Here is a 23,114-nt window from a genome sequence, read left to right as displayed (position 1 = left end):
ATCCTCATTTCTTAGGAGTATACGGAACGCCATCTGCCGCAGGTGGTACACTCTTGCCGCCAACACCTACAAGAGCCAAAACTGTGAGAATATATGGAAGCATCATGATTATATTTTTTGACAAGGCACTGTTTTGAAGCTGCATGCTCAAAGCAGTAGCAAAGCCAAAAAGCAAAGCTGCGCCAAAAGAACCAAAAGGCGTCCATTTACCAAATATCATAGCTGCCAAAGCGATGTAACCTCTGCCACTGGACATGTCTGTGCTGAAGCTGTTTAAAAGGCCTATTGAGAGATATGCACCGCCTATTGCCGAGAAAAGGCCACTTAAAGCAACTCCCAAATACCTTAACTTTATTACATTGATTCCTGCAGTTTCAGCCGCTTCAGGATTTTCTCCAACTGCCCTTATCCTTAAGCCGAGATTAGTGTGGAATAAGAAGTAATCTGAAGCAAATATCAATATTATCATTAAATACACTATGACGCTGTTGCCGCTTAATATCTGTCCTATAAATGGTATATTCTTAATAATCGGAATATCTATATTTGGAAGCATGGGCGTATCTGTAGGCGTACCGCTAAATCCAAAAATTGTATTCAAAAGATACGCTGTAAATCCCGATGCAAATATATTTATTGCCATACCGAGAATGACCTGATCAGCAGTAAGTGTTACTGCAGCCCAAGCAAATATCACAGCAACTATCATGCCGACTATTACCGCACCTAACAAGCCAAGCCATGCGCTTCCTGTAAGATGGGCAAATAGTACAGCAAAAAAAGCCGCAATAAGCATTATACCTTCCATAGCAATATTTACGACGCCAGATCTCTCAGAAAAAGTTCCTCCAAGGGCTGGCAGCGCCAATGGTGTTGCCATTGCAAGGGTTGCCGACCACAACTGAGGATTTAATAAAATCTCTTTCATGATGCTAACTCCTCCTTTTTCTGCTTCTTAAACATGGTTTTAAATAATTCAATGATCTTGTCTGCAGCAACAAAGAATATGATAAGACCTGTTATAACATCTGTTAACTGACCAGGCACCTGTGCATTAAGCTGCATGTATTGGGAACCTGTTCCAAGTGCAGCAAACAAAAGAGCCGAAAATACGACGCCGATAGGATTGTTTTTTGCCAACAGTGCTACAACTATTGCCGTATATCCATATCCTGATGTGAAGCTATCGTAAAGCCTATGCTGAACGCCTAAAATCTGGACTGCTCCTGCAAGACCTGCAAATATGCCGCTTAAACTCAATGACAAAACTATATTAAAAGGGACATTCATTCCAGCGTATTTTGATGCTCTCTGGTTAAACCCTACGGCTCTCATCTCATATCCCCAGACAGTCTTATACATAAGCCAGTAGACGAAAAGGGCTGCAACCAAGGCTATAACTATGCCATAAGACAATTGCGTGTTTGGCACGATGGTAGGTATCACAGCAGAATCTCTGATAAGCGGTGATTGAGGCACAGAACCTTTTTCCATCATTGGTCCAAACTCTAATAGGTAATGGCTAAAATAAATCGCTACATAGCTCATCATCATAGTCGTAATGACTTCATGTGCGCCAGTATATGCTTTAGCAAATCCAGGAATTATTCCTCCCCACAATCCTCCAGCGATCATTGCAGCAATAAGTGCAAGAGGTATATGGATGTACCATGGAAGCCCTTTAAATGAATAGCCTATCCATGTGCCTACAATAGCGCCAATCCAATACTGTCCCTCAGCACCTATATTGAAAAGTCCTGCATTAAATGCTATTGCAACGCCAAGACCTGTTATGATAAGCGGGACAGCATTTGCAAGTGTATTTGCTATATTTGGTAGTGTTCCAAATGCACCTATAAATAGTGACGCGTACGCAGCTACTGGATTAAAACCTGTAGCCAACATTATTATAGAACCAATAATGATTGCAATTACAACAGCTAATATTGGCATATAAATGCTTTTTAACACTTTACTCATGATCACACCTCGACTTCCTTTGAGTCAATTTGAGAACCTGCCATAAGCAGTCCAATTTTTTCCCTTGTAGCAGACTTGCCATCCAATATATCCATTATTACACCATTATGGATTACTCCGATTCTGTCAGACAACGACATTATCTCCTCTAATTCTAATGAAACAAGCAGTATCGCTGAACCTCCATCTCTAAGCTCTAAAAGCTTTTTGTGGATGTATTCAATAGCACCAACATCCATTCCTCTTGTAGGCTGAACAGCTATCAAAAGCTTTGGATTTGAACCGACTTCCCTTGCAAGGATTATCTTCTGCTGGTTGCCACCTGAAAGGTTGCCTGCTAAAAGAGTATAATCAGTAGGCCTTATGTCGTATTCTTCAACCTTTTTCGATGCATTTTCAAATACCTTTTTATACTGTATGACACCATTCTTCGAATAACGGCTATCTTTGTATTCTTTTAATATCAAATTGTCTGCAATGCTAAACTTCATGATAAGCCCTTCCTGCTGTCTATCTTGAGGAATATAAGATATGCCAAGCTTGTACCTTTCCCTCGTAGGCAATTTTTCAATGTCGCTATTTTGATATTTGATGACACCTGATTTAATCTGTCTAAGACCCATCAAAGCCTCAATAAGCTCTGTCTGTCCGTTTCCATCAATGCCTGCCAGTCCAAATATCTCTCCGCTTCTTATTTCAAAGCTTACGTTTTTCACTTTTTCAATGTTTTGCTCATCTAAAACAGTCAAATCCTTTACTGAAAGCACTACATCGCCCGGTTTGTATTCTGATTTGTCTACTCTTAGGACGACTTCCCTTCCTACCATCAAATTGGCCAATTCTTGCTCATTTGTATCTTTTGTATTCAGAGTGCCTACCGTCTTACCCCTTCTCATTACTGTAACTTTATCAGAAATCTCTTTAACCTCATCCAGCTTATGGCTGATGAATATGATAGAAATGCCCTGTTCTTTTAATCTCCTCATTATTCCAAACAGTTCTTCCGTTTCCTGTGGAGTAAGCATAGCAGTAGGCTCATCTAAAATCAGAAGCTTAGCATGTCTGTAGAATGCTTTTAATATCTCTACCCTCTGTTGAAGTCCAACTGATAAATCTTTCACTTTTGCATCTGGATCGATTTCAAGATGATAGTTTTTTGATATTTCTCGAATCAATTCATTGGCTTTCTTCTTGTTGTAAGGAATGCCACCAGGTTCAGCACCAAGGACTATATTTTCTGCAACAGTCAAAACCGGTATCAGCATGAAATGCTGGTGAACCATTCCAATGCCTTTCTCTATAGCTTCATGGGGACCACTTAGATTTAAAGTTTCACCACTTAGCTTCAATTCGCCAGAGTCAGGTTTATACAATCCATAAATAATATTCATCAAAGTAGATTTGCCTGCACCATTTTCACCTAAGATGGCGTGGATTTCTCCTTCTTCTACAGTTAGATTGACACCATCATTTGCCCTAACCTTAGGAAATATTTTTGTAATATTTTTAACTTCTAATAATGCACTCATTAACATACCTCCTAAAAAGGGGCTGAACTCTGTCAGCCCCTAAGTTAGCCATTATTTCTGTACTTGATCTGAAACTTTTATCGTACCGTCTTTTATCTTATTAGCATATTCATTAACTTTATCAATTATAGATTGTGGAACATCTTTTATCGGCTTAGCATAACCGACACCATCATTTGCTAAGTCAAAGTACACGAGACCACTCTTAAAGTTGTTGTTAAGAGCATTCTTTATAGTTTCAAATGTTGCAACATCAACTTTTTTAAGTGCTGATGTCATAACTGTATCAGGAGCCATGTAATTTTGGTCTGCGTCAACACCTATTGCGTATACATTCTTTTCTTTAGCAGCATTTATAACACCATCACCAGTTTGTCCTGCAACATGGAATACTATATCTGCTCCTTGGCTTATTTGTGTCAAAGCCATCTGCTTTCCTGATGCTGGGTCGTTGAAGTTTCCTGTGTAGCTTACAAGTACCTTTGTATCAGGATTTACAGCTTTTACGCCTTGTTGGAAACCTGCAATGTAGCTGTCAACAGGTGGAATCTGCATTCCTCCTACAACGCCAACGACGTTTTGATCATTAAGCTTTGAATTCTTTTCTTTTTCCATAAGACCTGCCATTACACCTACTAAGTATCCGCACTGCTCTGTCTTAAATGTAGCAGACGCAACATTAGGTCTATCAGTAATATCTGAGTCGATGATCAAGAACTTCGTATCAGGAAATTCTTTTGATACTTGTTCAACTGCATCTTTCATAAGGAATCCTACAGCTATTACTAAATTGTACTTTTGCTGAGCAAATTGTGTAAGATTTGTGACGTAGTCTGTCTGTTGTTTAGATTGAATAAAGTTAGCTGTAACACCAAGCTCACTTTTAGCTTTTTCAAGCCCTTGATATGCCAATTGGTTGAAGCTGTGGTCATTTATACCGCCAACGTCTGTTACAAGACCTACTTTAAAATCTTTGTTCTTCGCATTTTGAGTCGTATTATTTGATTGTGATGACTGTTGTTGTTTTGTAGCTGAAGAACATCCTGATAAAAGTGATAAAGTCAAAACAAATGCCAGCATTAATGAAAGAACTGCACGTAATTTTTTCATTACTTCATCCTCCTATTTTTGATATCGTTTTTCTAATATTTAGCTTTTCAATTTCCGTCTGTTGTCTGACATCTAACAACATTATAATTCTAACAATGGTTATGTACAACACTATTCCTACGCTTGTATCATGAAATTATATGGCATTTTCTCTTATTTTCTCTCTCTTTCTCACCTTTTAATACATTTACATTTAAACCTTATCTATCACAAATTTTTTATGGAAGTATTAAGTATTTCGTCTTTTACAGGTTCATACCTTTTTATCAAACTCTCACATTCTTCAACGGCGCTGTCTGCCAATGATTTATCTTTCAAAAATTTAGCATTTACTTTTACGTTTATATAGGCGCTTTGAAGCCCTGCGAATAAAAGCAGCGCACCAACTGCCGCATCTGATATTGCATTTGGATTGCCATACTGAGCAATAAGCAAAGTAGGTGCAAAGCCTTCGCTTAAAAGCCTTGCTAACTTAAGTGGCACATTTATCGCTTTCAAATAAGCTTCATCTAATTTTTGACTTCTTAAAGCCTTTTCTTCATCAGTATTTTTAGGCATTTTGATGGCTTTTATGACATCTTCGTACGCTTTTTTATCCTCATCTACTAAAGGCATTAACTCTGATATAAGCCTTTCGCATATTTTAAGTCCGCTTTCAATCTCGTCTTTTATATCGCTGTCGTACTCATCGTAGAACTTTCTGCCAATTGTAAGATTGTAGACCATTGACGACAACGCCACACCTAAGCTTGCAACAAGAGCAGATACACTTCCACCGCCAGGTGCAGGCTTTGAAGACGATACATCTTTTACATACTCTTCTAAAGTTTCGTTTACCAACATAAATATGCCTCCTTTGTCCTTTTTCTTAATTATACCTTATTTCCCTTATCTTGAATACCTACTCGTAAATTCTATTTTCTATTACTTTATCATAGCTAAAGTTTTCCATCATCAGATAGTGCTCAGCAGTGTCAAACAGCGCTTTAGCAGGTATAAGTCCGATAAGTTCGCTGCCAACGATATTTACACCATACCTTGATGCTTCATTTTTGATGACTTCAAAAACCCTATACAATGGCGTCTTCTCGTAATTTGTGAAATTCATTGAAACTTGCACAACATTTCTCTCCTTCAAATCTACTCCCATCGCCTTTAAGTATCTGAAACCTCCTGAAGAATGTCTTATTGCCTTTGCTATTTTCTTTGCAATGTCTATGTTAGTTGTACCTAAATTTACATTAAAAGCTATCAGAAAATTTCTGGCACCTACAACAGTTACACCGCTTTTTTCGTTCATCACATGCGGTCCGTAATCAGGAGCCCAATCAGGCATTTTTATTTTTTCAAAAAAGCCTTCATATCCACCTCTCCTTATATCTTCAAGATTTTTCCTTGATGGGTTTTCCTGAGCTTCTTCATAAAGATACACAGGTATTTTAAGTTCTTCTCCTATGCGCCTTCCTACATCTTTTGCTATCGCTACACATTCATCCATAGTTACATTCTTAAGAGGCACAAATGGCAAAACGTCTAAAGCCCCAACTCTTGGATGCTGTCCTTTATGATGCCTCATGTCGATCAATTCTGAAGCTTTTTTAGCCACATTAAAGGCAGCTTCTTTTATTCCATCCACATCTCCGCAAAATGTTATGACAGACCTATTGTGGTCTTTGTCCATGGTATAGTCTAACAATTTAACGCCATTTACAGATGCTACTTCCGCCACAAGGGCTGCGATCTTTTTTTGATCTCTGCCTTCACTGAAATTCGGAATACATTCTACGATTTTTTTCATATTTACCTCCGCTATCATAAATTTAATAAGTTATTTCTCGAATTGAGAATACAATAATGTCAATGTTTTTTCAATAATTGCGATAAAAAAATACGGATCAGAAGATCCGCATTTACAGAATATTGATATAATCATCAAAAGAACCGTCGTCAAGACAACATTCTATAATATCTCTGCCCAGTTTTGACAAATCCGGAGTCAAATATTTCTTAAGCTCTTGTTTAAAGAAATCAGTCAATATCTTTGCACCATTCATAAATGCTTCTTCGCCCACTTCAGGCTGCAAGTGCACCTGCAAGAAATGCTTTGGCATAAATTCACCATCTATTTTAAGCGACTCCAAAGAATAACCCAATAGAGGGCACTTTGACTCTGTCAATTGATCGGGCCTGAATTTTGCACCACCACGCCTCGACAGGTATTCTCTCGCAATCCATTGAGGCATAAATCCGACTTTATAGGCACCTATATGCTGGTTTGGTATGAGTACATATCTTGTGGCAGGCGTATTCTGTATTTGTTCCAAAATAAGATTTGCATGTCTTACCATCTTTCCTGTGGCAAACGGCCAATATGAACCAACGCCTTCACTGCTTAGCCCCTCAGTGTCTATGATGCTGGGATTTGCGTAGCCCCTTGGAGCCACTAACCTCCAAAGCCAAGCAATAGATGGTGGCAGTACATGAAGCACGCCTAATATGCCATAAGAAGGATTTTCTTTTGTGCATGGAGGAGTTCTCACTCCAAAACTTCTTATGTCGACTTCTACAGCATCATCTACTGTATTTGCAATGAATCCCCTTGGCATTATGACTCTCGGGTTAGTACAAGGCTTTCCAGGGCTATCTTCTATGTGCTCCCATATTAAGCATGTAGAATTAGGTACACCATCAATATTAAGGAAAAGGAGAGGCTCTTTCGGATGGATACACAATTTTTCAAGATCGGGACTTGAACCGTACTCTGTAACATGGTCAAGTCTTATAAACCATCCGTTTTCCGCATCTTTAACAACTAACTTTTTGCTTGCATCTTGATATGATGGATGGCATAATGCCATGTCGTCTGTAACAGGCTGCAATTCGCTGTTTTCTTTAAGTTCCATGTAGAATTTTTCTTTAGTCACGATGTTAGTGCCAAAGTGTATCCTTCCATCCAATTCCCTTGGAAGCTGCTCAGTCATCTCACTTTTTCCGCCACCGCTGGCACCTTCATGCATGATAGTCATTATGTTGTCATAAGGTGTTATGACCCTTACAGTAGATGCATGGGCTGTTATCCATCCTTCTTTTTCACCTACATCTAAAAGAACGCTATAAACTCCTTTTTTCGCACTTGGGCCAGGATATAAATTGTAGGAAAATAGTTCTTGCATGTCTTCAAGCCTGTTATGAACGACAACTTGCTTTCCATTGAAATGGGTATGCCTGAAAGGAGGTGCTACAAATATGATAGAGCATGGTTTAAAGTTCTCACTGATTTTTTCCTTCGGTATAAAACCTTGGATGTCTGCAAGAGCGAGGACAAAAAAACCAGCATTTTTTGGTGCAATCACCAACGAAGCATATCCTAATCTTTCATCACCAGCCATAAATGGCATTACAATCAAATCCTGCTTCTTTAGCCAATTAAAAGTCTCAAGCCTTAAAGGTTCAAAGTCCTCGCCAAACCTGTCTTTGTACCTAGCCTTATCAGTGTCTTTGTCATCAGCTATAACCATGCAGTTTGGTTCTCGCCGCCTCATGTAAGGCTCAGGGTAATTTACTGCAAAGCCATTTTTGCACTTTGCAACAGTGGCTTCAACGACTTTCCCTTTTCCTGGCACTTCGTATGACACTTCAAACGTGTCGTTTCCGCTGCCGCCTATCGTCAAATCTAATAGTTCTTTTCTACTTTCAGGAATAATTATCTCTCTTCCACTTCTTAAAATATCAGAAACTTCATCAGGTAGTATAAAGTAATCTAAAATGCCATTTTCCATATTTTCTATCTCATTCCTTTCACACGATATGAAAATTTTTGAAATAATAGACGTGATATTATGCAGAATTTTAATATTTGAAATATTTTATAAAAGCCACTATCTATCTATAAATTAGATAAATACTGGCTAAGCGGTAAATTTGCAAAGCAACCCTTTCATAGAAACCCCCTATTTACTTTCCTTCAATGTAGAAAAAATTCATGTAATTTATTTTATCATTTTCAAGCATTAAAGTCAATCCCTGCTTAACAAAATACACAATTAGCCGAAATATTAAATTATAGATGCTGTGGCAACTTAACAATATTATATCACATAATATGACCAGCTCATAATTTTTATGAATAAATTTTTGTCAAAAAAATATTTTTATATTTTAATTATCTGTGATATAATTATCGTGGAACTGTTATATAAAGTCTAAAGGTATATATATAAGCATTTTCAGAAAACTGTTATATAATCGCTTAACCGCTGTTGTATAACAGTACATATTTGTTTATGCTGTATTATAATAGTTTGCTTATATATCCTTAGATTTAAATATAAATTTAAAAAGAGAGGGGAAATACAATGTCGAAGGTTATGAAAACCATGGATGGCAATACAGCCGCTGCACACGTAGCATACGCCTTTACAGAAGTAGCTGCCATCTATCCTATAACTCCATCATCACCTATGGCAGAGCACGTCGATGAATGGAGTGCCCACGGCAGAAAAAATCTCTTTGGGCAAGAAGTGAAAGTCATCGAAATGCAGTCAGAAGCAGGTGCTGCTGGTGCAGTACACGGTTCTCTTGCTGCTGGTGCACTAACTACAACATTCACAGCATCACAAGGATTACTATTGATGATTCCTAATATGTACAAGATCGCTGGTGAACTTTTGCCAGGCGTATTCCACGTTAGCGCTCGTGCCCTTGCATCACATGCGCTATCAATATTTGGTGACCATCAAGACGTAATGGCATGCAGACAAACAGGATTTGCGCTTCTTGCATCAGGCAGTGTTCAGGAAGTCATGGACTTAGGCTCAGTTGCACATTTAGCAGCTATAAAGGGTAGAGTGCCATTTTTGCATTTCTTTGATGGTTTTAGGACATCTCACGAATATCAGAAGATAGAAGTAATGGACTATGAAGATTTAAGAAAGCTTTTAGATATGGATGCAGTAAGAGAATTCAAGAAGAGAGCATTAAATCCAGAGCATCCTGTCACAAGAGGCACAGCTCAAAACCCTGACATATACTTCCAAGAAAGAGAAGCATCCAACAGGTACTACAATGCTGTGCCAGAAATAGTAGAAGAATACATGAAGGAAATAAGCAAGATTACAGGCAGAGAGTACAAGCTATTTAACTACTATGGTGCTCCTGACGCTGAACGCATTGTAATCGCTATGGGTTCAGTTACAGAGACGATTGAGGAGACAATCGACTACTTGCTGAAAAAAGGCGAAAAAGTAGGTGTCGTAAAAGTACATCTCTACAGGCCTTTCTCATTTAAACACTTCATGGATGCTATACCAAAGACAGTAAAGAAGATAGCCGTATTAGACAGGACGAAAGAAGCAGGCGCATTTGGCGAACCGCTTTATGAAGATGTAAGAGCAGCTTTCTACGACAGTGAAATGAAACCTATTATCGTAGGAGGGCGTTACGGTTTAGGCTCTAAGGACACTACACCAGCTCAAATAGTGGCAGTATTTGACAACCTAAAGTCAGATACACCGAAAAACAACTTCACAATTGGCATAGTGGATGATGTGACATACACATCGCTTCCTGTTGGTGAAGAAATCGAAACAACAGCAGAAGGCACCATAAGCTGCAAATTCTGGGGATTTGGTTCAGACGGCACAGTTGGCGCAAACAAGAGTGCTATACAGATAATCGGCGACAACACTGATATGTATGCCCAAGCATACTTCTCATACGACTCTAAGAAGTCTGGCGGCGTAACAATATCCCATTTGCGCTTTGGCAAAAAGCCAATAAGGTCAACGTACCTTATCAACAATGCTGATTTTGTAGCATGCCATAAACAGGCTTATGTGTACAACTACGATGTGCTTGCAGGCCTCAAAAAAGGCGGCACATTCTTGTTAAACTGCACATGGAAACCAGAAGAACTCGATGAAAAGCTACCTGCTTCTATGAAGAGGTACATCGCTAAGAACAACATCAATTTCTACATCATAAATGCAGTTGACATAGCAAAAGAATTAGGTCTTGGCGCAAGAATAAACATGATAATGCAATCAGCATTCTTTAAGCTTGCGAACATCATTCCTATTGATGAAGCAGTTAAACACTTAAAAGATGCTATTGTGAAGTCTTACGGTCATAAAGGCGAAAAGATAGTCAACATGAACTACGCAGCCGTCGATCGTGGAATAGATGCACTTGTTAAGGTAGATGTTCCTGCATCGTGGGCAAATGCTGAAGACGAAGCTAAAGTAGAAAGAAATGTTCCTGATTTCATAAAGAATATAGCAGATGTTATGAATAGACAAGAAGGAGACAAATTGCCTGTAAGCGCCTTTGTAGGCATGGAAGACGGTACATTCCCAATGGGCACTGCAGCATACGAGAAGCGCGGTATCGCCGTAGATGTGCCTGAATGGCAGATAGATAACTGCATACAGTGCAATCAGTGTGCGTATGTATGTCCACATGCAGCAATCAGGCCATTCCTCTTAAATGAAGAAGAAGTCAAAAACGCTCCTGAAGGATTTACTTCCAAAAAAGCTATCGGTAAGGGCTTAGAAGGATTGAACTTCAGGATTCAAGTGAGCGTGCTTGATTGTACAGGCTGTGGCGTATGCGCAAACACATGTCCTTCAAAAGAAAAGTCTCTCATAATGAAGCCTTTAGAGACACAGTTAGATCAAGCAAAGAATTGGGAATACGCTATGTCATTATCATACAAGGAGAATCCATTAGGAACAGATACGGTAAAGGGCAGCCAATTTGAGAAGCCTTTGCTTGAATTCTCTGGTGCTTGCGCAGGATGCGGCGAAACACCATACGCAAGGCTTGTAACACAATTATTTGGCGATAGAATGCTTATCGCAAATGCTACAGGTTGCTCATCCATCTGGGGTGGCAGCGCACCATCTACACCGTACACAGTAAACAAAGATGGTCATGGTCCAGCTTGGGCTAACTCACTGTTTGAAGACAACGCTGAGTTTGGCTTCGGTATGGCATTAGCTGTAAAACAACAGAGAGAAAAATTGGCTGATATAGTAAAAGAAGCATTAGAATTAGATCTTACGCAAGATTTAAAGAATGCGTTAAAGTTATGGCTTGACAATTTCAATAGCTCTGAGATAACAAAGAAGACAGCCAATATCATAGTTTCATTGATACAGGACTACAAGACAGATGACTCAAAAGTCAAAGAACTTTTAAATGAAATACTTGATAGGAAAGAATATCTTGTCAAGAAGTCACAGTGGATATTTGGCGGTGACGGTTGGGCATACGATATAGGCTTTGGTGGTCTTGACCATGTGCTGGCATCCGGTGAAGACGTAAATGTTCTTGTATTTGATACAGAAGTGTATTCAAACACAGGTGGTCAATCATCAAAGGCGACACCAGTAGGCGCTATAGCACAATTTGCTGCAGCAGGTAAAGGAATCGGCAAGAAGGATTTAGGACGCATTGCAATGAGCTATGGATATGTTTATGTTGCGCAGATAGCTATGGGCGCTAACCAAGCACAGACAATAAAAGCCTTGAAAGAGGCAGAAAGCTATCCTGGCCCATCGCTTATAATAGCATATGCTCCATGTATCAACCATGGCATCAAGCTTGGAATGGGTTGCAGCCAGATAGAAGAAAAGAAAGCAGTTGAAGCTGGATACTGGCACCTATACAGGTACAATCCAATGCTTAAAGCTGAGGGCAAGAATCCATTCATCCTTGACTCAAAGGCTCCAACAGCTTCATACAAAGAATTCATCATGGGAGAAGTTCGCTATTCTTCACTGGCAAAGACATTCCCAGAAAGAGCAGAAGCTTTGTTTGAAAAAGCTGAAGAACTTGCAAAAGAAAAATACGAAACATACAAGAAGCTTGCTGAACAAAATTAGCTTCACCACAATTAATGAGCGAAATTGCTTTCGCTCATTAATTTTTTATGTGTTAGTTGCCTCCTTCTAAATTTTTCTCTTGTTTATCTATTTAATGTTTTATATAATTAATGTTATAAACTACATAAAAGGAGCGGATGATATGAGAGAAAAAATAAAGATGGCAAATCCTATCGTAGAGCTGGATGGCGATGAAATGACCAGAATCATCTGGCAGATGATAAAAGACACGCTTATACATCCTTTTGTAGAACTGAATACAGAATACTACGATCTGGGTCTTAAAAATAGAGATTTGACAGACGACCAAGTGACTGTAGATGCCGCCTATGCGATAAAAAAGCACAAAGTAGGCGTCAAATGCGCAACTATAACACCTAATGCTCAAAGAGTCGAAGAATACAACTTAAAAAAGATGTGGAAAAGCCCCAATGGCACCATAAGGGCTATATTGGACGGCACCGTTTTTAGGACTCCAATACTGGTAAACGGCATCAAACCTCTCGTAAAAAGCTGGACAAAGCCTATAACGATTGCGCGTCACGCTTATGGAGATGTGTACAAAGACGTAGAATACAGGGTGGAAAAGGCAGCTAAAGCAGAATTAGTAGTGACGTACGACGATAATTCCATCGAAAGGCAGACCATACACGAGTTTGACGGTCCAGGAATTTTGATGGGGATGCACAACATAGACAAGTCAATAAAAAGCTTCGCAAAAGCTTGTTTCAACTACGCATTAAGTCAAAAGCAGGACCTATGGTTTGCCACAAAAGACACCATTTCAAAAGTATATGACCACACTTTTAAAGACATATTCAATGATATGTACGAAAGCGAGTACAAAGATAAATTCAAAGAAGCTGGAATCGAGTATTTTTACACATTGATAGACGACGCAGTAGCAAGAGTCATAAGATCAGAAGGCGGCATGATATGGGCTTTGAAAAATTACGACGGAGATGTAATGTCAGACATGGTGGCTACAGCCTTTGGAAGTTTGGCAATGATGACATCTGTATTAGTATCTCCTGACGGTGATTTTGAATACGAAGCAGCCCATGGAACAGTGACGCGCCATTATTACAAGTATTTGCAAGGTGAAGAAACATCTACAAACCCTATAGCTACTATATTTGCATGGACTGGCGCATTGAAAAAGCGCGGTGAATTAGATGGCAACAAGCACTTAATAAAATTTGCTGAAAAGTTGGAAGAAGCATCTTTAAAAACAATAGAAGATGGCATAATGACTAAAGATTTGGCTGCAATCTCAGAACTTCCTGATAAAAAAGCCGTAAACACCAAAGAATTCTTAAACGAAATCAAAAACAATCTTGAAAAGTTGCTTTAATTAAGAAATGCTCTTTAGCCATTAAAGGGCATTTCTGCCTTTTCAAATACAACTTTCTGCGAGGGATATAAATTGGTATTATTAAATGGAATTGAAAGCATTTTGCCTATTGTCCTCATTATCGTCTTAGGTTATGTTCTTTCATATAAAAAATGGCTGGATGAATCTGCATCTGAGCTTTTTTCAAGAATCGTCGTCAAAATCTCACTTCCATGTCTCATGTTCTACACTGTCATCGAAAATCTTGAAAGAAGTCAGTTGTCTCACATGATATTTGGCTTAATCGCCGCTTTTCTGAGCATTTTGATAACATATTTAATCGCTAACATGCTTGTAATCTTGCTAAAATTCGATAGGAAAAAGGCAGGTTTGTTTTCTGCCATATTTGCCTTTTCCAACACGATATTTGTAGGCCTTCCTGTCAATCAAGCACTGTTTGGCAACAAAGCCGTCCCGTACGTGCTTTTGTATTACGTTGCAAATACAACACTGTTTTGGACGTTGGGGCTTTACAACATAAGAAAAGATGTAGAAGACCCAAATGGAAATTTTTCAATGTATCAGGCATTAAAAAAGATATTTTCTGCGCCGCTTTTAGGATACATCGTAGGCATCATCTTCATATTGCTGGGAATAAAAACACCTCAATTTTTAGTCGACACAGCAAAATACATCGGTCAGCTTACAACACCTCTATCGATGATCTTTATAGGAATATCCATCTACATGACAGACTTGAAGGATTTTAAATTGGACAAGAACGTCTTATTTTTGCTTATAGGTCGTATCATAATAGCACCCATCATAACGATACTGGTGCTTCACCTTTTCAAACTCAATATTCTTTTAGAAAAAGTATTTGTCATTCAAAGCGCTTTACCTGTCATGACGCAAATAGCGATTGTAGCCCATGCTTACAAAAGCGATCAGAAATACCCATCCATCATGATAGCCGCAACAAATCTTTTAAGTTTAATCGTGGTGCCAATATACATGTACATAATAAGCAATATATTTTAAAGGGCAGTTATCTGCCCTTTTTGACTATTTGCCTTCATTTAAGTAATTTAATATGTCCTGCTTCTGGCTTTCCGTTATCTTCTTGTCTTTTACAGCTTTTTCAAGAGCATTTTTGAATTTTTTGTACCCATCTCCCCTTTTAAATCCTTTGATTCCAGGAGGAAAACCTGTTCCATCCCATTTGTTTACCTTGTCAGTGTATTTTTTAATAAGCTCATTTGCCTTATCCTGTGAAATCTTTCCGCTTTGCACTTTCTTGTTTAAATTAGCAGTGAAATCACTAATAAGCTTCTGCCGCTTTTGAGAAAGTGTCAAACTGTTAAGCTCTTTTATATATTGCTCTTTTTCGTTTATCTTTGAAATCATGCTGTCGTACTTTTCTTTGCTTATTTTACCTTGGTTGTACTTTTCAGTAACCTTCGCCTTTATATCCTCCAATTTTTTTATTGGATCTACTTTATTTGGAGCAGCAGTTGAAATGGTGCTTTGCTGCGGCAGTACAGCTTCATCTGCCAATGCCGCCGTCGAAAAAAGCATCACACCAAGCATTGTAGCCGCCAACAATCTCTTGTATTTTATCATCGTTCATTTACCTCCTTCTACGATATTGTGTAAAATTGTTTAAATAAAATCTGCACCTCCTTTTTCATTTACTATTATGTCCCGAAGTTGTGTCAGAATTTTGTTAAATCGATTAACAAATTGTAAAAGTTGTATGTTAAATTTTAGTGAATTTCTGAATAATATCATCTTCTTGAAGAAAAATAAATAGTAAATAACGAGTTTAGGAGGAATAAGATGAAAGCATTAAGAAAAATTATATCTATAGCTATAATTGCGGTTTTGGCTTTAAGCCTTGTTTCATGCAAAACTATGACAAAGCCATCGACTCAAAAGCCAAAGCCTCAAACTACGCCTAAAGTATCTTACAAAGATGGTACATACACAGGTGCCGGTCCAAAATGGTCTGAAGGCAGTGAAGATGCTACAGTCGTAATAAAAAATGGAAAAATAACAAGCATAACATTAAGGCGCTTGGATAAGAGCGGAAAAGAAATAAATTACGACAAATGGACAGGCCAAAAAGATCCAAAGACAGGCAAAGTATATCCTAATTTGAAAAAGTTCAGAATCGATATGGCCAATGAGATGATCAAAAAGCAAACTTATAATGTTGATACAATAGCAGGTGCTACAGAGACGACTACAAACTGGAAGATAGCTGTCAAAAACGCCTTAGAAAAGGCAAAAAAATAATACTTAAAAATGTTTAAAAAGGTATTAAAATGTGATAGACAATTGCATTTTAATACCTTTTTTACATGATGCCTTGTATGTTTACGCTAAATAATATAAAATGAAATATATGGGAGGAGGAGTTGAAATGCAGGCAATCGAAAAGGCAAAAAAATTTTACTACGATGAATTAAATGCAAAGCAGTTGTACTCTTACCTTGCAAAAGTAGAATCTAAAAAGGAAGTAAAAGAGTTATTTGAAGAACTATCAAAGATTGAAGCCAATCACACGAAATATTGGTACGACTTTTTAAGCGATAGAGGTGTAAAGCTAAAACCAAAAGTGCGTGCTAAAAGTCTGTGGTTTTACAAAATTCTGCGGACACTCCTTGGCAGCCGCCTTTTTATAATACTTTTAGAGATGCAGGAATCAAACAGCACTGATGAATACTATGAATACTACAAAGATCCAATTTTAACTGAATCTGAGCGTCAAGGTCTCGCTTTAATCATAGAAGATGAACTGGAACATGAAAAAAACTTAGGCAACCAAAACAAAGAAGCGAATTTCTCCAATATACGAGACTTCATCCTGGGCATGAACGACGGATTGGTAGAAATATTAGGAACCGTCACAGGTCTTTCGGCTGTGTATCAGAGCAAACCACTTATAGTTGGTGCATCTGGACTTGTGGTAGGTATTGCAGGTGCCTTGTCTATGGCAATAGGTGCATATACATCCGTAAGATCTCAAAGGCAGGTAAATGAAGGCATCAAAAGCAAGATGGAGCTTCTTTTTAACGTATCAAAAAATAGAGCAAAAGAAGAACTTCTAAACAAGCTAAGTGAATCAGGCATACCTGACGATATAAGCCAAGAAATCGTAGAAAAATTGGGAGACAACGAAAATGCCATGGCAAATTTGCTTGTAGAAGAAGTAAAGGAAAATGAGATAAAATCAGCTTTGTACACAGGCTTAGCGTATTTAGTAGGACTTTTCTTCCCCGTCATCCCCTACTTCTTCATCACTTCATCATCAGTATTGGCCTTGATTCTCTCTGTTATTTTCGCCGCCATAGCTCTTTCTATAGTAGGTATGGTAGTTTCAATAGCGTCTGAAAGCCTATCCATAAAGAATAAAATAATAGAAATGGTATTATCAGGTTTAGGAGCGGCAGCCCTGTCTTACTTATTCGGAACTTTTGTGCAGTTTGTATTCGGCATTAATGCGTAGTCATTAATGCCTTTTTACCTTTTTTAAATAAAACGACACAAAAACAGTGTATGCGTAATCATAAATGACAAACGACACTTGCAGCAATGTGAAAACTAACACGCTTAAATAAGAGCTTATAAATATATTTACAGCAAAAACATATTTAAGCACCACATAAATGATAGACAAAGATAGATTAAATACGATAAGCTTTAAGACGTATTCTAAAAATCTATTCGATGACAGCCTTTCTATGTACGATTTTACGATGCCGTAAAATCCAAAAAAACATGCATAATAAAAAGCTATCAGCTTGTTTGGCATCAGTATAAACGCCAGCAAAGATGTGGCAACATAAAACGCTGCTCCTGCATTAACATTTGCTTCTATGACCATTATGGCTACAGAAAACGACGATAAAACCAGCAGAAAAAGTCTACTGGTAGGCATTGCTGCAGAGATGAAAAGCAAAATCACATTTACAGCAGCAAGCATACCTCCTAAAGAAAGCGACCTCTCTCTTGACATAAAATCAACTCCCTAAAAACATCTAAACATATCTCCGCCCATGCACTCGCAGCATGTATCACAAGCCCATATAGCAAAAAGAGTCTGACAGCAATCATCGTTCATCGTTCTTCGGTAAACATCGCCTTGATAAACACCTCTTTGCATCTCCATGTTGTTTAATGCTTCACGGTACTCTATATTGCCGGGATCCATGCTTACTGCTGTCCTAAAGCAGTCATACGCCTCCCCAAATCTTCCTCTCCTGTAATTTACATGGCCATATAGATAATACCACTGTGCACTTCTATCAGTCATTCGATTTAAGATAGCTTCCGCCGCATATAAGTCGTTTCTGTTAAGAGCATTTATTACTTCGTAGTACATGGAACTGCTGTCGCTGTATGAGCCATTGCCACCGCCATAAGTCCTATCATTGGCGTAATCGCCTCTAAAAGTTTCTCCTTCCATTATAGCCCTGTACGCATCATTTATCTCCCTCAGCTTTTCCTCTGCCAAATCTTTAAGTGGATTGTCAGCATACTGGTCAGGGTGATATTTTTTTACAAGCTCCCTGTACGCTTTTTTAACTTCCTCAATTGATGCTCCTTCTTTAAGACCTAAGACTTCGTACGGATTTTGCATGATTTATCTCCTTCCATAACCCTCATAAATTCCATGTAAAGTCCAATTCTAAAAATATTGTCGATTATTCCAACATTCTTTTTGAACTTCAAATGCTCATACAATTTAACTATCGTAGAAAGCGTGAAAGTCAAATTAAATTTTGTCCACTCTTTGATTTCCCCCAACATAGGCTCTAACTCATATTCCTGCATTTTGTCATAAGAAAGATTGTACTGGTATATAAAGGGATTGTAAGTGCCATTTTTTAAATCCTTCTTCAAATCATCGTAGGCATCTAAAATATAAACAAATCTTCCTAAGTGATACGCAATTTGGCCGATTTTAGCGTAATCTTCATCATCAACTTTCAGACTATCAATCAAAAAAACTTCTTTCATGATATTGGCAAATGGCTCAGAAGCCACATCAACAGATGAACACATCATTTCTTCTAATCCCTTTAAAGCTTTTAAATATCCTTTTATTTTTTCTGCCTTTTCAGAGTATGACTTATACGACTTTCTGTATTTTGTCTTAAAAAAAAGCTCCAATAAAGCTGCATTTAAAGATTTATCATCTTCCTTGTCGTCCAAAAATTTATAGTACATAAGGATCGCATTCATATCTGCCGCATAAGCAATATACGGGTTTTCTTTCATAATAGGTTTTTTCTTAAACGGATTTGCCACACAACTTTCTTTTCTTATGCATATCTCCTCGTCAGACAAAGCTGATAAAAAAATCGCAAGATACGTAAGCTCATAATTTAAAGTCAAGCGGCTTATCTGACCATATCTGCTTCCAATTTTCTTGCAAAGGCCGCAATAATACGCCTTAAAAACATCGTAATCTTTTATCTTCATCTCAGGTTTGTATGGCTTTATATATCCAAACATAGCATCTTCCTCAAAAAAAATAATCCTGATTTTATTTTATCAGGATGTAGAAGCTAATTCAAATTAAATGTGTATTAAGTCTATCCTATCATACTTTTTATCTTTTCATTTTTATCTATGTACAAAAGAAGTGGCAATCCCAGCACATAGCACGCTATCAACTCACCTAATCCAACCCATAGCATTGAAGCCACAAGAGGCAGTTTGTAAAGGAAATTTAATTCTATTCCGATAATGATTCCATTTATTACAACAGGCGGCAACGGTGCTAAATACCGCTTATATCTAAGATCGGATTTGCCAATATAGTACGTGATTATAGCACTGATTAGCGTCGCTAAAGAACCAAAAACCACATCGAATATTCCATTTCCGCCTATCATATTTGCAATTATACACCCCACAAAAAGTCCAAAAATTGAATAGGACGAAAAGAAAGGCATGATTGTAAGTGCTTCAGCAACTCTTACTTGAATTTGTCCATAGCTTATTGGCGCAAGGGCCACTGTGACGGCTGCGTACACTGCAGCGATCAATGCTCCGTAGACTATCTTCTTAGTTTTACTGTTCAATTTTATCTCCTCCGTAGTTTTGTTTATAGACAGGATTTTGCGAACTGTCTTTACTCCATTATACAGTTAAATGGCTGTATGGTCAAACAATTTAACGCCGTCTATCATTTTAAAATGTTGATCAAATGAGAATATCATCATATCATTTTTAATCGCTAAATAAGCGATAAGCACATCTGATAGTGGAATAGTTTTTCCATCTCTCCTCAATTTAAAAGAAAGCTTTCCAACCCTAATCCAATCTTTATCATCGCATGATACCGTCGGTATCGAATCAATATACCTTTCAAGCATCGCTCTCTCTTTTTCTGTCTTCACTCCTTGAAAAAGTTCAGCAATTATAAAGCCTGTTATATAGGCTCTATCGTGCAAAAGCATGTCATCGATGATCTCAACGATCTCTCGCTTGTTTCTAAAATACTCTATCCATGCAGATGTATCAATAAGTATTTTATCTTTCATCTATTTCCATGCTCCTTAATTTTTCAATGTCTGAAGAATCTATTACAAAGTCTATCTTTCCCTTAAGTTCCATCAAATGCTGCAATTTTTTCATCCTTATGGCATCCTTCAAAGCTTCTTCAACAGCTTTTGACCTATTGTTTGTCTCATACAGCATTTCAGCTTCTTTGAGAATATCCTCAGATACATTTATCGTTGTACGCATATCATCATCTCCTTTATACTCATAATACATCAATTTTTTATGATAATCAAGATGATGAATTTAATCTTAAAATTATTCATACCAGATTTAAACTTTTTAAGCTTCTACACTTTTGTAATGCTTAAAAAATACATAGAAACAGCAATTACAAGCTCTGCAAATTCATTGACTGCACCTAATGTATCTCCTGTCATACCACCTATTCTCATAGATATGTACTTAGTGATAAGATACGTGACAATTGATGAAATGACTAAAAGCTTCAGCAACACTGTAAAATGGACAAATATCATGCCAACAAACGATGTAAACAATAAGCTTAATATTAATTCCACGATAGATATTTTGCCAATGATAAGTCCTCCCAATCCTTCTCCACCTCTCGCTGATTTCGATGCGTACGCTGCTAAAATTATGGAAAAGCGTCCAATGAGAGGCATTAATATCAATGTGGAATATATGAGATTGCCATTGATGTCAGTTAAAAACAATATCTTTAAAATTATTAAAAAAACCAAAGCGAGGACTCCATTCGTCCCAAGCCTTGAATCCCTCATTATCTCAAGCATTCTGTCCCGACTTCTGTTGCTAAAAAGTCCATCGAATGTATCTGCAAACCCATCGATGTGCATAGCACCTGTCAGAATGTACGATGATGCTAAAGCTATTGTGATGGCTATTTCCCGGGGAAATATATTTTTAGAAGCATAAAACATGAGGCTTACAACAGTGCCAATAAGTCCACCTACAAAAGGGAAATATTTGACCATCCTGTGAAAGTCATTTTTGCTTACATCTATTTGGACATTAACAGGTATCCTTGTCATAAATTGAAGCGATAATATAAACGCCTTTATCTCATCCATCTTATTCACCACATAACCGTAAGCTATTACTTTTTATTTCTAAAGGTATGCCTGAAACCATAAAATAGACAAAATCGGCATTATCCGCAATTTTCTTATTCATTCTCCCTGATATGTCCCTAAATATTCTGCCTAATTTATACTCTGGCACAAGCCCCATTCCAACTTCATTTGTCACAACTATGACATCTTTATCCTTCCCTTTAGATGCTTTTATCAAGCCATCCACTTCATCACTTATTTTTTCTTCGGCTCTTGCTACATCTTCTAAATCTTTTTCTTCCCACGTCATATCTATCTCTAAAAGCAGATTGGACACCATCACTGTCAGACAATCTAAAAGCACAGCTTTCTTGTCTGTCCCTCTTATTATGTCAAAGATGCCATTGTAAGCTTCTACTGTTTCCCATTCCTTTGGCCTTCTTTCTCTGTGCCTTTTAACCCTTTCTTTCATTTCATCGTCAAACGGTATAGACGTAGCTATGTAAAGTACACTGTAACCAGCATATTTCACAGCAAGACTTTCTGCAAACTGGCTTTTGCCAGACCTTGCGCCGCCTGTAACCATAATCAAAGCCAATAGAAACACCTTCTCTCAAAATCATTTAAGAACTTCTTTTATAGCTTCTACCAGTTTTACATTATCACGATGGCTTTTTACAGCCACTCTAAAATACCTGTCATCCAAATACCTGAAATTTGATGCATCTCTTATCAGTATCCTTCTTTTTAACAATTCTTCTTTTAAATCATTAACGCTCTGATTCTTCAGTTTTAAAAGCATAAAATTTACCTGTGTATGAAACACAACCAATTCATCTATCTTTTTAAGCTCATTCGTTAAATAATCTATTTCCTCTTTTATGTATTTTCTCGTATTTCCCATAAATTTTATATCATCAAAAATCTTTCTTCCAACTGCATCAGCAAAAGCATTTACCGTCCAAGGCTCTTTATAAGCTTCCAATCTCTTTATCAAATCTTCACTTCCAAAACCGTATCCAAGGCGCAATCCTGGTAGCCCAAAAAATTTTGTGGCAGCTCTTACTACAAAAAGATTATCGTAGTAATTTATGAGATCTAAAGACTGGTATTTTTCATAATCGCATATAAATTCTATAAATGCCTCATCTATCATCACCGGCAAATCCAGCTTTTTCGCTTCCTTCACGATATATTCCACATCTTTTCGCTTTATTGCCTTTCCTGTAGGATTATTTGGATTTCCTATGATGACAGAATCTACTTCTTTTAAGCGATTTGATATTTCATCCGCATCGATCACGTATCCATTTTCTTCAGGAATCCGGTAGTACAAAGGATTTCCACCTGACAATGTGACTGCTCTTTCGTATTCTAAAAAAGCAGGAGATGGAATAATGGGTCTTTTCAGAGAAAGTGCCCTCACAAAAAGGTAGATAAGTTCAGAAGCGCCATTGCCGACTATCATATTCTCACTTTTTAGTCCTGTATATTTTGAAATAGAATTTTTCAATTGTGTGTAGTTTATGTCAGGGTACTTTGTCAAAGCCGCAATATCAATGGAATCTTTTATACATTCCGGAAATCCAAGAGGATTTATGTTTGAACTAAAATCTATCACATCCTTGTCGTAAATATATATATTTCCACCATGTTCATATTTATCCAT

Annotated in this window: 22 protein-coding genes; 5 read left to right on the top strand and 17 right to left on the bottom strand. The window is 37.6% G+C overall.

Annotation, left to right across the window (positions count from 1 at the left end; all coding sequences use genetic code 11):
- Window positions 1–4: 4 nt before the first annotated feature.
- The 7 genes from GSH73_RS02555 to GSH73_RS02525 all read right to left on the bottom strand — a co-directional run bounded on the left by GSH73_RS02555 (window position 5) and on the right by GSH73_RS02525 (window position 8,398).
- Window positions 5–928, bottom strand: a complete 924-nt coding sequence (locus GSH73_RS02555; protein ID WP_014757001.1) for an ABC transporter permease — start codon at window positions 926–928, stop codon at window positions 5–7.
- Complete coding sequence (locus GSH73_RS02550) at window positions 925–1,980, bottom strand: ABC transporter permease (RefSeq protein WP_014757002.1); 1,056 nt, start codon at window positions 1,978–1,980, stop codon at window positions 925–927. Before GSH73_RS02550 ends, GSH73_RS02555 begins: the two co-directional genes overlap by 4 nt.
- Window positions 1,981–1,982: 2 nt before the next feature.
- A complete protein-coding gene (locus GSH73_RS02545; protein ID WP_014757003.1) occupies window positions 1,983–3,509 on the bottom strand; it encodes an ABC transporter ATP-binding protein in 1,527 nt (508 codons plus the stop codon).
- Window positions 3,510–3,560: 51 nt separating this feature from the next.
- Window positions 3,561–4,619, bottom strand: a complete 1,059-nt coding sequence (locus GSH73_RS02540; protein WP_014757004.1) for a BMP family lipoprotein — start codon at window positions 4,617–4,619, stop codon at window positions 3,561–3,563.
- A gap of 207 nt (window positions 4,620–4,826) precedes the next feature.
- A complete protein-coding gene (locus GSH73_RS02535; protein ID WP_014757005.1) occupies window positions 4,827–5,462 on the bottom strand; it encodes a cyclodeaminase/cyclohydrolase family protein in 636 nt (211 codons plus the stop codon).
- A 58-nt stretch (window positions 5,463–5,520) separates the two neighbouring features.
- Complete coding sequence (ftcD, locus tag GSH73_RS02530) at window positions 5,521–6,417, bottom strand: glutamate formimidoyltransferase (RefSeq protein ID WP_014757006.1); 897 nt, start codon at window positions 6,415–6,417, stop codon at window positions 5,521–5,523.
- 112 nt (window positions 6,418–6,529) lie between these two features.
- Window positions 6,530–8,398, bottom strand: coding sequence for a DUF4914 family protein (locus tag GSH73_RS02525; RefSeq protein ID WP_014757007.1), 1,869 nt, complete (start codon window positions 8,396–8,398; stop codon window positions 6,530–6,532).
- 576 nt (window positions 8,399–8,974) lie between these two features.
- On the opposite strand from GSH73_RS02525, the gene nifJ reads away from it, so the two are divergent.
- The 3 genes from nifJ (at window position 8,975) to GSH73_RS02510 (ending at window position 14,876) form a co-directional block, all read left to right on the top strand.
- On the top strand, window positions 8,975–12,502 hold the full coding sequence (gene nifJ, locus GSH73_RS02520; RefSeq protein WP_014757008.1) for a pyruvate:ferredoxin (flavodoxin) oxidoreductase: 3,528 nt from the start codon (window positions 8,975–8,977) through the stop codon (window positions 12,500–12,502).
- A gap of 142 nt (window positions 12,503–12,644) precedes the next feature.
- Window positions 12,645–13,856 (top strand): NADP-dependent isocitrate dehydrogenase, encoded by a 1,212-nt coding sequence (locus tag GSH73_RS02515; protein WP_014757009.1) that lies wholly within the window; start codon window positions 12,645–12,647, stop codon window positions 13,854–13,856.
- Between the two features lie 72 nt (window positions 13,857–13,928).
- A complete protein-coding gene (locus GSH73_RS02510; RefSeq protein WP_014757010.1) occupies window positions 13,929–14,876 on the top strand; it encodes an AEC family transporter in 948 nt (315 codons plus the stop codon).
- A 24-nt stretch (window positions 14,877–14,900) separates the two neighbouring features.
- Here GSH73_RS02510 and GSH73_RS02505 read toward each other — a convergent pair whose 3' ends face one another.
- Window positions 14,901–15,458 (bottom strand): hypothetical protein, encoded by a 558-nt coding sequence (locus GSH73_RS02505; protein WP_014757011.1) that lies wholly within the window; start codon window positions 15,456–15,458, stop codon window positions 14,901–14,903.
- A 216-nt stretch (window positions 15,459–15,674) separates the two neighbouring features.
- Here GSH73_RS02505 and GSH73_RS02500 point away from each other — a divergent pair, with 216 nt between their 5' ends.
- Both GSH73_RS02500 and GSH73_RS02495 read left to right on the top strand, forming a co-directional pair.
- A complete protein-coding gene (locus GSH73_RS02500; RefSeq protein WP_014757012.1) occupies window positions 15,675–16,133 on the top strand; it encodes an FMN-binding protein in 459 nt (152 codons plus the stop codon).
- Window positions 16,134–16,260: 127 nt separating this feature from the next.
- Window positions 16,261–17,346 (top strand): VIT1/CCC1 transporter family protein, encoded by a 1,086-nt coding sequence (locus tag GSH73_RS02495; protein ID WP_014757013.1) that lies wholly within the window; start codon window positions 16,261–16,263, stop codon window positions 17,344–17,346.
- A gap of 3 nt (window positions 17,347–17,349) precedes the next feature.
- Here the strand turns inward: GSH73_RS02495 and GSH73_RS02490 are convergent, their stop codons facing one another.
- The 9 genes from GSH73_RS02490 to cobD form a co-directional block, all read right to left on the bottom strand.
- Window positions 17,350–17,856: a YybS family protein gene (locus GSH73_RS02490; RefSeq protein WP_014757014.1), complete on the bottom strand. Its 507-nt coding sequence runs from the start codon at window positions 17,854–17,856 to the stop codon at window positions 17,350–17,352.
- Between the two features lie 12 nt (window positions 17,857–17,868).
- The gene (locus tag GSH73_RS02485) at window positions 17,869–18,480 is read right to left on the bottom strand and encodes a J domain-containing protein (protein WP_014757015.1); all 612 of its coding nucleotides are present in this window, start codon (window positions 18,478–18,480) and stop codon (window positions 17,869–17,871) included.
- The gene (locus GSH73_RS02480) at window positions 18,456–19,358 is read right to left on the bottom strand and encodes a DUF5685 family protein (RefSeq protein ID WP_014757016.1); all 903 of its coding nucleotides are present in this window, start codon (window positions 19,356–19,358) and stop codon (window positions 18,456–18,458) included. The genes GSH73_RS02485 and GSH73_RS02480 overlap by 25 nt, the downstream gene beginning before the upstream one ends.
- Window positions 19,359–19,438: 80 nt before the next feature.
- A complete protein-coding gene (locus GSH73_RS02475; protein WP_014757017.1) occupies window positions 19,439–19,930 on the bottom strand; it encodes a QueT transporter family protein in 492 nt (163 codons plus the stop codon).
- Window positions 19,931–19,996: 66 nt separating this feature from the next.
- Complete coding sequence (vapC, locus tag GSH73_RS02470) at window positions 19,997–20,392, bottom strand: type II toxin-antitoxin system VapC family toxin (RefSeq protein ID WP_014757018.1); 396 nt, start codon at window positions 20,390–20,392, stop codon at window positions 19,997–19,999.
- Window positions 20,382–20,597, bottom strand: a complete 216-nt coding sequence (locus tag GSH73_RS02465; RefSeq protein ID WP_014757019.1) for a type II toxin-antitoxin system VapB family antitoxin — start codon at window positions 20,595–20,597, stop codon at window positions 20,382–20,384. The genes vapC and GSH73_RS02465 overlap by 11 nt, the downstream gene beginning before the upstream one ends.
- Before the next feature lie 104 nt (window positions 20,598–20,701).
- Window positions 20,702–21,463, bottom strand: a complete 762-nt coding sequence (gene cobS / locus GSH73_RS02460) for an adenosylcobinamide-GDP ribazoletransferase (RefSeq protein WP_014757020.1) — start codon at window positions 21,461–21,463, stop codon at window positions 20,702–20,704.
- 1 nt (window position 21,464) lies between these two features.
- Entirely contained in the window at window positions 21,465–22,043 is a 579-nt protein-coding gene (cobU, locus tag GSH73_RS02455) for a bifunctional adenosylcobinamide kinase/adenosylcobinamide-phosphate guanylyltransferase (RefSeq protein WP_014757021.1), read from the bottom strand.
- 21 nt (window positions 22,044–22,064) lie between these two features.
- A complete protein-coding gene (cobD, locus tag GSH73_RS02450; RefSeq protein WP_014757022.1) occupies window positions 22,065–23,114 on the bottom strand; it encodes a threonine-phosphate decarboxylase CobD in 1,050 nt (349 codons plus the stop codon).

The organism is Thermoanaerobacterium aotearoense (assembly GCF_009905255.1).
GTDB classification, from domain to species: Bacteria; Bacillota; Thermoanaerobacteria; order Thermoanaerobacterales; family Thermoanaerobacteraceae; genus Thermoanaerobacterium; species Thermoanaerobacterium aotearoense.
The sequence above is the reverse complement of the archived record's forward strand: the minus strand, read 5'-3'. Positions and strand labels throughout refer to the sequence as shown.